Annotated in this window: 7 protein-coding genes and 1 other RNA gene; all 8 read right to left on the reverse strand. The window is 50.9% G+C overall.

All coding sequences use genetic code 11. The features are described 5' to 3' along the window. Window positions 1-32: 32 nt before the first annotated feature. Window positions 33-917, reverse strand: coding sequence for a hypothetical protein (locus SH449x_RS19635; RefSeq protein WP_482377778.1), 885 nt, complete (start codon window positions 915-917; stop codon window positions 33-35). Then, window positions 914-1,972 (reverse strand): DUF3644 domain-containing protein, encoded by a 1,059-nt coding sequence (locus SH449x_RS19640; RefSeq protein ID WP_482377779.1) that lies wholly within the window; start codon window positions 1,970-1,972, stop codon window positions 914-916. The genes SH449x_RS19635 and SH449x_RS19640 overlap by 4 nt, the downstream gene beginning before the upstream one ends. A 3-nt stretch (window positions 1,973-1,975) precedes the next feature. Beyond that, the gene (locus SH449x_RS19645; RefSeq protein ID WP_482377780.1) at window positions 1,976-3,163 is read right to left on the reverse strand and encodes a restriction endonuclease subunit S; all 1,188 of its coding nucleotides are present in this window, start codon (window positions 3,161-3,163) and stop codon (window positions 1,976-1,978) included. Then, complete coding sequence (locus SH449x_RS19650) at window positions 3,160-5,046, reverse strand: type I restriction-modification system subunit M (RefSeq protein WP_482377781.1); 1,887 nt, start codon at window positions 5,044-5,046, stop codon at window positions 3,160-3,162. The genes SH449x_RS19645 and SH449x_RS19650 overlap by 4 nt, the downstream gene beginning before the upstream one ends. Next, the gene (locus SH449x_RS19655; protein ID WP_482377782.1) at window positions 5,043-6,266 is read right to left on the reverse strand and encodes a PDDEXK nuclease domain-containing protein; all 1,224 of its coding nucleotides are present in this window, start codon (window positions 6,264-6,266) and stop codon (window positions 5,043-5,045) included. Before SH449x_RS19655 ends, SH449x_RS19650 begins: the two co-directional genes overlap by 4 nt. Beyond that, on the reverse strand, window positions 6,263-9,652 hold the full coding sequence (locus SH449x_RS19660) for a DEAD/DEAH box helicase family protein (protein ID WP_482377783.1): 3,390 nt from the start codon (window positions 9,650-9,652) through the stop codon (window positions 6,263-6,265). The genes SH449x_RS19655 and SH449x_RS19660 overlap by 4 nt, the downstream gene beginning before the upstream one ends. An 81-nt stretch (window positions 9,653-9,733) precedes the next feature. After that, the gene (locus tag SH449x_RS19665; protein ID WP_482377784.1) at window positions 9,734-11,335 is read right to left on the reverse strand and encodes a sigma-54 interaction domain-containing protein; all 1,602 of its coding nucleotides are present in this window, start codon (window positions 11,333-11,335) and stop codon (window positions 9,734-9,736) included. A gap of 145 nt (window positions 11,336-11,480) precedes the next feature. Further along, window positions 11,481-11,839, reverse strand: a transfer-messenger RNA (tmRNA) gene (gene ssrA, locus SH449x_RS19670). Window positions 11,840-11,887: the final 48 nt, after the last annotated feature.

Consider the following 11,887-nt stretch of genomic DNA (forward strand, 5'->3'; position numbering starts at 1 on the left):
GATTGGGTTTGTTCTTTCTCGCTTCTCGGTTATTAATTTGTGTCAGCTGACTTTGCCCTGATGTAAGCTTGGCAGCTATCTTTCAACGGGCAGTCGGGATGTTCCTCTAGGTCGAACCATTGATACGACTTACACACGCCGCCGTTTGAGTCGACAGCTTCGCTCGGACGTACGACTCGTTGGTAAAAGCGACCACCAAAAACACCGCACATCAAGTCCACGGGCTTATCGTCCAACGTGCGGTTGAGTTCGCTAAAAACAAGTCCGAGAAGGTTGTTGATCTTGTCGAAATAGTTTTTCAGATCCGCGAACACGTCCTCGATAACCAAGCTCCTACCGGGTGTCCCAAGACCATCGTGCATGTAAAAGACATTTCCAGTCTTGTCGTCGCGATGACAAAAGCCGACATTCGAGTGCGTAAGTTCATCTCGAAGTTTCAGTAGATCGAAATACCACTCTTTCGTATTTGCTATTGCGTCGCGAATTGCTATTGGCACCCTGTGGTCAATATCACCATCAAATGCCTTTTGGAATGTCTTCCGTGTTGAATCTGCAATGCCCCTGTGATTTGGAAACACGCCACATAATACAGCACGGCAACAATCAAGCACCGAGTATTGTTCACAGAACACTGATTCGATGATTGCGGCAAGCTCTTGTGAGTTGTGAGCGGGAGAGTAGCCGTGCTCCTTCAATTGTGCGGCATCAACATCTAGGTTGGGTGTGAGTCGCTTTGCAAGCTGGAACAGGTATCCCGCTTTACTAAAGTGGCCGACAATTCCTCGAAGCCGCTTCTGCGTCATTCGGTCGAACGTGTACGTCGTCGCCCAAAACTGAGTGAATCGCTCGACCTCTCCCCAATGCTGAGGCGAGAAGTGGAGCAAATTTGAGGTTGGGCGTTTGTTATCGTCGCTCATGCCTGCCCTTTCTTGATCTTGTCGTATTGGCCCGGTTTCTTGAGTTCGTTCTTTAGAAACGCAACCCACTGTTCCGTGAAAACGTAATCTTTGTGAGCCGCATCGTAATGACAGAAGCGAGTATCCGTCTTTTCCGGGTGCTTATCGCCTAACTTCGGGCGTATCTTGTAGAACTGGCAGGCATTTGCGTGGTGGTAGCTGGCAACGAACCGCTTGTCTCGTCCACACACCTGTTGAACAACAGGCTCGACCTTCTTGCAGACATCACTGGCCTTGAGGCATCCTGCGTTTGCAACCTGAGTCACAGCGGGCTTAATCAGTGCTGTTATCTTCTCGTACTGCTGCATCTGATCAGGCTTCGACGGGTCATACTTGACGAATTCGATTGCCACGTCGCCCTGCTGGGCATGATTCGCGATCTTGGGGATCAGGAACACGCGGTAACTGAATTGCATGTCCTGTGAGACCTCGCCACTCAGCGAAGAGCGAAAGCGGGTCAGATAGTCGGAGAGAGCTTTCTGAAGTGGCTTTCGAAGAGTCTGAATCGCTTTGTCCTGATCAGCATTCCGCAGGTGTGAGAACTGAAGTGCGAGAGCAAGGCTTTCGTTCATCGCGTGCTTGGCACCGAACTCTTTCACCAGCATGTCTTCAAAGTTGAACAGGCACGCTTGGCATTCGCCGAAGATGTGGTGATCGAGTTCCGGCATGGACCGATGTTCTATCTTGTTGCGTAGCCCAACCATGAATCGCAGATTCTCACGTACCGCTGAGGCTGTTCCTCCGAAGTGCTCGTCGAGACAGTGAGAGAGTTCCCACGCCTTGAAGTCACCATCGATCTTGACGTAGCGACCTTTCTCGTTCTTGTGGAACGGCTTCTTCCTGTTGCGGAGGAAGATCGCATGGAACAAGCTTGTCCACGCGATGCACATCAAGACGATAAATCCACCTGAGCGAAACTTGGTCGCAGGCTTGTTGTAGACCTCGACTGCAAGCATGGCTGAGTCGGTCGCCTTCTCAAGGTGAATTCGAACGTCTTTAGGCAATCCACGCGGCATAGGTTACAACTCCCCCTTGAATGCACGTTGGACGAGGGAGTTGAAGAGAGTATTTGCCTCAACCGATGCGGTCGCGTGCTTCTTTCGGAGTGTGCGAATTGCTGAAAGCTGATTTGCAAAGGACTGTTGCTGCTCCAATGATGGGATATGGATAGTGAGCTTCCGCTGAGCCGTAATCGGAACCTGATTTCGTGTGGTTTGCGACATCTGCTTAGTGAGTTGTTGCTGAAAATATGAACCACGAAGAGCAGCGAAAAGAAACTCCGCATTCAACAGAGAGGGATTAGGCCGGTAGCACGTCAAGGATGTTCCAATCAATGCTTCTTCAAAGTTGCCATCGTACAGTGCAACCGGTCCTACCGTGGCATTGTGTGCGAGAAGCACATCGCCGCGTTCGATCCAGCCAAAAGGCAACGTGCGTGCCTTCTCTTCATTCAACCGAGGCACGTCCTCTGTGCTTAGCGTTCCATCAGTTTTGACATGCTTCGCGGAAAGGAAGGGAATTCCCTCAGTTCCGAATTCATGTTTTCGAGGATAGCTCCCACCAAAATTGCCGTCTTTATGCACGAGCAAGACGTTTGAATCGATCAATTCCGCTACTGTTCGAGGTTGGACATGACAATCGCGGGACAACTGATGGAACAGCGAGTCCGACAGCAGGTCAAAATTGAAGATCCCGTCCTGCCGTTTGCGGCGGATGGCGTCGGCTTTGTCGAGGATGTCGGCGATCCGCTTCTGCTCCGACAGCGGCGGCAGCGGGATCTCTACGGATTCCAACTTACCCTTGGTGATGTGCTGTAGGCCAACCCCACCGTGTGCGTGGCTGATGATCTCGTTGAGACGACTATTGATGGCATATCGGAAATAGCGTTTCTCAACGCGTTTCTTGTCGATCAGAACATTGAAAATGTGTTGATTGAGAACGCCGCGTCCCCGATTCCAAAAGAACGCTCCAAAGGATGTTCCCGGCGTTCCAGACCATGAAAAAAGCAGATCGCCGTTATTCACTTCATGCTTCTTGCTGTAGTCACCTTCGAAGTAATTGAATTCCTTTGTCTCGTCATTCAGATTCTGAATACGGATGATTGGTAGCCCCAACGTTGTCCACTCGGTTGGCTTAAATGCCCGACCGTTGACAAGCTCACACAACTCTCCGATTGTCGCTTTCGCAGATTCTGTTGTCGCACTCATCCCAGCATCGCCTCCAGTTCTTGCAAGTCAAAAGCGATTTCTGCTTCGAGCTTCTTTAGTCGCTTGAGGATGACCTTGGGGGAGTCGTACTGTTCTTCTTCGTGAACGATCTCCTTGTAGCGGTTGATAGACAGGTCGTATTCATTGGCTTCGATGTCCGACTTGGTGACGAAGAAGGCGTTGGCAGTGCGGTCGGAGAAGAGCCCCTCACCCCCAGCCCCTCTCCCCGAAGCGGGGCGAGGGGAGCGAGAGTTTTCGGTCGCCCCTTTTTCCGAAGTGGAGCGGGGGGCGCGAGAGTCATTGGTCGCCTTTTTTTCCGAAGCAGGACGAGGAGAACCGGAGTTTTGTTTGAGCCATTTGGGCCATGCTTTGCGCAGGAGATCCAAGTCCTGCCAATCGTCGTCGGCTCCGATCTTGTCCCGTTTGTCGTCTAGGGTCTTACCGTCTGCCTGCACGTCAAAGAAGAAAACGTTGTCAGTCTGACCTCCCTTGGTGAAGAGCAGAATCGCGGTGCTGACACCAGCGTATGGTTTGAATACACCAGAGGGCAGTTTGATGATGGCTTCGAGTTGATTCTCTTCAACCAACATCTGCCGGAGTTCTTTGTGGGCCTTGGACGAACCGAACGTGACACCATCGGGAACGATAATGGCACAGCGTCCCCCCAGCTTGAGCATTCGCAGTATCAGGACAATGAACAACAGCTCGGTCTTCTTCGTCTTGACCTTGCCCGTGAGAGTCTTGTGGACATCTTCTTCGTCCAGCGAACCCTTGAACGGTGGATTGGCGAGGATCAAATCAAAGGCATCTTCCGCCCAGCGACGGGTTTCTTTGCGGTCGGTAAAGTTGGTGCTGAGCGTGTCTTGGTAATTGATGTCAGGTGAGTCGATCTCGTGCAACATCATGTTCATCGCGGCGATGCGAAGCATGGTCACATCGAAATCAAAGCCATGGAACATTTCACTCTTGATGTGCTTCCATTGATCGGGAGTGATGAGGTCGCCGGTGTAGGTGACGCTAAGCCCCTCACGCGAAGAAGAACCGGATGCTAACGCATTCCGGCTGATATTGTTGGCTTGGCGAGGGGAGCCAGAATCTGAGGCAGATTCAGGTTCGTGTGTGATGATGCCATCTGGCGAGGTATGCCGTTTGCGGAGTCCTTCCATGAACTGCACCAAAAAGCCCCCTGTACCGCAGGCGGGATCGCCCACTGTCCACGACAAGGCTTCTTGTTCGTTTCCTTCGAGAACCAGATCGACCATCAAGTCGATGATGTGTCGCGGCGTGCGAAACTGGCCGTTGATGCCGGCGGTGGTCAGTTTGCTCAGCAGGTACTCGTACAGATCGCCTTTGGTATCGCCCTGCGTGAGTGGTAACGCCTCAATCATGTTGATCGCTGACATCAACAGCGATGGCTTGTTGATCATCAGCGTGGCATCTTTCATGTACTGATTGAAGGTGTTCTTTACCTGCCCCTCACCCCCGGCCCCTCTCCCCGAAGCGGGGCGAGGGGAGCCAGTACCTGAGGCTAACGCCTTGCGGCTAATGTCTTTCGTTGCAAGTTCTTCTGCTTGCCCCATGACACGAAAATGCGGAAAGACTTCATCACGTACAATCTTCAGGATCTTATCTGCGTCCGCCTCTTGCTTCAGATGACTCCAGCGCAAGTGTTGTTTGCCGCGTGGAAAGTAGACACCCGGAAACGGTTTGCCAGGATTTTTGCGGGCCCATTTCTTCTCCTCAGTGCTCTCACGCATGTCGAGCAGACGGGCAAACATCAGGAACGAAATCTGTTCGATGACGGTTAGCGGATTGGTAATTCCGCCCGTCCAGAATTCTTCCCAGAGCTTATCGATCTTGCTGCGTAGTTGGCCTGTGATCATTGTGATTGCGATTCCATTTCGTGGGATGATTCCTGTTCGGCTTCCAGTCGGCGGCGTTCGGCTTCGATTTGTTGTTTCAGAATTTCCTCAGTTGGCAACTGTAATTGGTACTGCGAGACAAACAGCGAGTTGTCCATGGCGGCTAGAGCGTACTGGACAAGGGCATGATCTTTTGCGGTACAGAGCAAAATGCCAATAGGTGGATTGTCACCTTGCTCGCGCACGTTTTTGTCAAACCAACTGACGTAAGTGTTTAATTGGCCTATGTTCTCGTGGGTGAACTCTTCCAGTTTCAAATCCACCAACACATGACACTTCAGGATCCGATGATAAAAAACCAGATCGACGAAATAGTACTTGTCGCCGATTAGAATTCGCCGCTGGCGAGCTTCGAAGCAGAAGCCTTGCCCAAGCTCAAGCAGAAACTCCTGAAGTTTGTCGAGTAGCTGGTCTTCGAGATGCGATTCGCTCATGACTTCCATCGGCTTGAGCCTGAGGAACTCGAAGACGTAAGGATCGCGAATTACCAGTCTGGGAGACACCGTATCGGCAGTCACTGCGCTTTGTTCTCGCAACTTCTGTTTGTCGAGTGAGAGCTTACTTCGCTCATAAAGGAGACTGTTAATTTGTCGCTTCAGATCGTTTACGGACCAGCTTCCTCGGATGCATTCCGCTTCATAGAACGCTCGCTTGTCTGCCTCGTCGCACCGTAGTAACTCACGGAAGTGCGTGAAAGAGAGCGACGAAACAAGTTCTTTTCCGGAAATAGGACTCTCCGTCTTCCGCATTGACGATTTCGATCCTAAGTCATTTATATCCAGTGACTTACGAAATTCGGGATTCGCGGAGTCCCGAATCGCTTGGGACAACAAATTGCTGAATTCGGGACTCAACGCGTCCCGAATCTGCGGGTAGAGTTGGTAGAACAATCGGTAGCGGCGTAATTCCCGTACGTCTGAACGACTCACATTGGCGGCTTTCAACTCTTGTGCAAGCAACTCAAGTAGTCGTTCACCATAGGCGGCTCGATCGTTTCCATGCTGTTCGTATTCTTGGATTCTAAAGCCGATCAACCAATTTCGCAAAGTCAATGAGACATTCACCGCACGCGCTGCTTGTTCGCTCAAATGTTTATCAATCGTATTGATTGATTGCACTAGCTCCGAGAAATCACTCGATAGATGTGTCGTAGTTTGAGCAATATCTTTGGCATTGGTCATTTGGAATCTTTGATGGCGTGGAATGAATTAATGATCTCAAAAAGCTCATCGGCCAACGATTCGTCAAACAACCCGTCCAAACTATCGCTGTGCAGCGTAGTAAACGGTGGTTCGTATAGGTCGTCCGTTTTGATCGAGCCAAACTTGGCAATGTGGTTCTGGAGCAGGTCCAGAAACTTGATTTGATGTGACGCCAGATTTGGATGGGCTTGAACGAACGCGGTGAATCGTTCACGGACGACATCTGCATCCATTCCAATGATTTCACGGATCGCTTGATCCAGCGATTCCGCTTGTTGGAAATACTCCATCAGGTTGTGCAGATCGAGCCCCGGTTCCTGTGTTAGCACCAAAGAGCATAGATCCTCCAGATCGTTTTCCGTGACCGGTTCACCGAGTCGAATTTTGCGCAATGTCTCGTTCTGATCGATGATTGCTTGCAGGACTTTATTCACTCGGTTGCGATAAGCAACCATGTCCAGATCGTCGAGCTTGTCTAATCGTACCTTGTGCTTATTGCGTTCAACACCGGTTTCGTCTTCTTTGACATCAATAATGATGGGATCTGCAAAGGGATCTTCTTCCTTACGGCGAAACTGGACAATTCCCCGCAAATGATCACGGATCTCTTCCAGTTTTCCGACGGTGATTTCGTCCCAGAACTCTTGGCTCTTCACACGTTCGATTACCGGCAGCTTGGCTTTGACTTGCGACAAGTTGATTCGCAGACTACTGATCAGATTGACAACTTCATCTCGCAGATCATCGAACTTGTTACCGCCGCGAATCAGTTCCATCTGTAACCGAGCGATCAAGCGATCAAATTTGTATGCTTCGTCGAACTTGGCAATGTCAACCCACTGCATCAACGGAGCGATGTTTTGCTGCAAGGTCGCTTTGGTGGCGGCATTAAACTCACGGACCGTTTCCTCTGACGATACTGAAAGGACTTGCTGCCATTTCTCTTTGATAGGGATACTGCCCTTAGGAAGATCTGCTATCTGTTTGCTCAGTAAGCCGGTAGCAATTTCGAATCCAGCCGAGTGTTGCTTTTCCAACGCGGCTTCTGCCAGTTCCATGCGAGCTTCGAATACTCGTTCGCAAAGCGATTTCTGACGAGCTGGTTCAGCCGGTTTGTAATCGGTTTCGAATCGCTCGAAGTTGCCCCAATGATCAAAGATCTGGAAGTGTGATTTATCCAAGCCGTCACCAAATAGATCGGGACACAGGCGAGTCCCGCGACCGATCATTTGCCAAAACTTCACGTAAGAGTAAACCGGTTTGGCAAACACGAGATTGACACACTCGGGGACATCGACACCGGTGTCGAGCATATCGACGGAGATCGCAATCGTGAGATCTGGATTGCTGCCACCTCCTTTAAAATCGTCAATCATCGACTCAGCGCGAGGGTCATCGCTAACAACCGTTTGGCAGAACTTGCCTCCATACTGTGGATACATTTCGTTGAACAATTCTTCCATCAAGCGAGCGTGTTTGATGCTCCGCGCAAAGATGATCGTTTTGCCGATGCGGCTGCCAACTCGGATACCATGATCCATCAGGTTGCGTAGGATGTGCCGGTTCGTATCTTTGTTGTAGACGATCTTGTCAACTTCGCCTTGCTCGAACTCAATCGCTTGTGGTAACTCTTCGTCTTCCTCCAATTGACGACGCTGCTCGGGAGTCATCTGCGAATACTTGATCCCAGCACGCAAAAATGGTGTTGTGTGCGTATCGACTTCGAATGGGACAAGATGCTTTTGAGCAACCGCTGTGGCGTAGTCATAGTTCGATGTTGGATCGCCCTCATCGCATTCAAAAATCGTAAAGGTATTCCGCGATACGAAATCAACAGGAGTGGCTGTTAAGCCCAGTTGGTAGCAGTCGAAATACTCAAACAACTGCCGATAGCGGTTGTAAAGGCTTCGGTGCGATTCGTCAGCGATGATCAGGTCAAAGAATCCAACGTCAAAGGATTCGTAGACTTTCATCATGGCCGGATAGGTCGAAAGAAAGATCCGGTCTTTGTTGTTGCCTGCTGAAGCTCCAGTGACATAAGTGCGAGGTAAGGATGGCAAAAACTCGTTGAACGCATTGTTTGCTTGCCGTCGCAACTCACGACGATCACATAGAAACAGAATGCGTTTCGCCCAGTTCGCTTTGATCATCGCATCACAGAGTGAAATGGCAACTCGAGTTTTGCCCGTGCCTGTCGCTTGGACGATCAATGCCCTGCGTTTCTTCTCAGCAAACTTTTCGACCACGCGCCGCACCGCTTCGATCTGGTACATGCGACCAGCGATGTCAGGATTCGCACAGACTTCACTGACTGGCTTTTTTGCGGTTCGCTGGAAATGAACGTGTTGCAAACTGTCCTTGGAATAAAATCCGTAGATCTTGCGCGGCGGCTCTCCTGCCGCATCATTCCAAATCCACAAATCATACCCGTTGGTATAGAACATCACGGGACGTTGACCGTGTTCCTTTTCCAAACCATCTGCGTATTGTTCCGCTTGTTTGCGACCTAGTTGTGGATCGACCGCCGTCTTCTTGGCTTCGACCACACCTAGAGGCTTGCCGTTATCATCGTCCAAAACGTAATCCGCTTTACCTTCACCCGATTTGCCAACTTGATATTTGACCGGAGCTTCTTTAATGACTTCGGCAGTGTTCGTATTGCCCTTGCCAACGTCCCAACCTTCGTCGGCCAACATCTGATCGATCAGATACTGGCGAGTTTCTTCTTCGTTAAAGGCCATCGGATCGACGGATCGCAACTGCTGTGTCGCTTGAAGCGCGGTTTCCATTGCAGCTTTGCGCTGGTCGGCAGTCGATTCCGCTTGTTCAGCTCGGTAGCGTTCCGTGGCGAGGTCGGAAAGAAGCTTTTGCATCTGAGCTTCTTGAGCCGCAACACGTTCAAGGATTGCCCGCTTTTCACGACGCTGCTTGAAACCCTCAACGCCTCCCTCTGGTGGTTCAGCGTAATCGGGACAATCCTTTACGTTGCCACCGGCGTAGCTCACATATAGCCAACGAGCGATGTTGTAGGCTTCGCGAGTCAGTCGCAATGCTATGGTCGTATCGCCTTTGTTTCCGTGAGCGGCTTTGTTCCCTTCCATGCGGAGAGCATGCAACTTGGAAAGGATGACTTCGGGAGTCACATCCTTAAAAGGCTGGTTATTCAGGAGATCGATCAAGTCTGCCCGATAGGGCTGAGGCAATCGTTGGTCATGATGAATCCACCGGGCGACTTGTTCGCAGAAAACGCGAAGCTTGGTGATTGCTCCAACAGGATCAGCATGAGCGTACGCTTCCGCAAAGCCACCGAGCCCAGCCAGCTCAGGCCACTTCGGTCGAAGGAACTCGAAGTTTTGTGATTTCATTAGTAGGTAGCGTCCCATGTCCATGCCGCACCAATTAAGCACGCAGTGTGCCAATCGCGGTTCAGCTCGTTGGTTTGATTATCACTCATTGCCCCAATCACCAGTGATATCGAGTCGTTTGAGTTGCGCGTCAAGGGTCTGGTAATTCTTCATTCCGAGGAGCCTAGCAGCCTTGGCCTTCACTCCACCGGCTTCATCCATTGCACGTCGTAAGTACCTGCCTCGTATATCGTTAAGGTGGTCTTCCAGATCAAACTCATCTCCCAGTGGTCGGTCTAGCAATCCCCGTGATGAGCCGCCCACATCTGGCATTTCTGCGATGCAGGCCGCGATTTCCTTCCGCCCAATAATATTTCCGTCAGTTAATGTGGCTGCTTGCGCAAGTACGTGGTAAAGCTGACGAACGTTGCCCTTCCAAGGCTGTGTTTTCACAAATGAAATTGCGGAAGCAGAAAGGGATTTATGCTCATAGCCGGGCTGATCGGCTTCGAATTGACGGTTGAGAAGCCCCATGATTCGTTCCGCGATTCTAGGAATGTCAACCTTGCGATCTCGAAGGGGAGGTAGGTTGATCGAGATTCCTGCCAATCGATAGTAAAGGTCTTCGCGAAATTCACCGTTTTTGATCGCTGTAAACAGATCTTTATTGGTGGCAGCGATGATCCGAACATCTACCTTTCGATCTTTGTCATCACCTAACCGTTGAATATAGCGCACCGAAGCGCCTTCGCCTGTAACCGGCTGTAGCACCCGAAGCAGTTTCGCCTGTGTTTCCAAGTCGCATTCGCCGATCTCATCGAGGAATACAGTGCCACCATCGGCAACTTCGAACAAGCCCTTCCGCTCTGCATCCGCACCTGTGAACGCACCTTTCACATGGCCAAACAATTCGGACTCCAAGAGCGATTTGGCGAGTGCGGCACAGTTCACGGAGCGAAGCGGCTTGTCACGACGATTGCTTGATTTATGGATCGCTTGAGCAAACATTTCCTTGCCTGTGCCACTTTCGCCGACGAGCAACACAGACACCGTTCGGATCGCTGCTCTCTGGGCACGGCCAACAGCCTCTCGTATCGCGCGACTTTCTCCAGCAATATCTTCGAACCCTTCGATTTCAGCTGGCGCTTTCGCTGCTAGATGAGCCAAGTGAATATCTGGATCACGTAATACCTCTGGAATCACGTCGATCAGATCGAATGGGACATCAGTGATCCATGAATCGCCACCAAAGGTTTCGTAGAAGGTCGCTGGAAAACGCGTCTTGCCGAGCAATAACCAAACTGCGGTCATCGCTGGCGTGCCGGGGCTAAGGTGAAGGCAGAGATCGGTTTCGGCCCACTCTTTGGACTCTTTGATCGATTCCAGCTCGCGATTGGCGATATCAAGTATTGCGGAATAGTCCGTGGGCTTTCCTAGCGGAACTTCCCGAACGATGGGTTTGCCACCAACCCACTTTGCGAACCAATCGTTGAATTCGCTGGGGTAGTTGGTAAGCAACCGGACTTCATCGAACTTTTGAGTCGTTAATAGCGTCTTTGTCGGCCCCAAACTCTCGGATTTAGCCGTCTTTGCCTTGAGAAAGGCCAATAGCTTCTCGCTTCGTGCCTGCGAACTATTCGCAGCCAACGCGTGCAAATCGGAATGACCGATCCATTGAACGAGTGTTTTTTTTCGTATGGGCATGTCGAAAAATTTCTTTGTAAAGGGCAACTCCCTTAATCTAGTTTATGAGCTTGTACATAGCAACATAGCTAGGAAACTTTGCATTGTACGGAAGCGGTTGAGGGCGTAAAAAAAGCTGGCCTGCGGTTTTAGTGCAAGCCAGCCTTAATGGAGGCGGCGGGGATTGAACCCGCGTCCCGCGATACTTCTGATAGGGCCTCTACATGCTTAGCCAACTTTTAGTTGTCTCGCCCACTGCGTTCGTTGTCGACCTCGGTGCAGCGCGCCAGCCTCGAGCTTTTTTAACATCGCCGGTGCGAGACACGCGACGATGCGATTCGGAATTGCGACGATCACTCTAACGCCTCCGACGGGCATCAGGTAATCGGGTTGCCTATATTAGGCAGCCAATGCGAGGTTTTCCTCTGCAGTTATTGTTGTGATCGGCTTTTTACGTGGCTAGCCGACCAACCACGACATGCCACCTCTATCGTCAATTTACCCGGTCGATTCCAGATCGCCCCCGGTATCCGTCTCGAAAGCCAGCTACCCCTCATCGGAGAAACCAACTTT

The organism is Brakhagea baltica (genome assembly GCF_052161605.1).
GTDB lineage: Bacteria > Planctomycetota > Planctomycetia > Pirellulales > Pirellulaceae > JBKCUI01.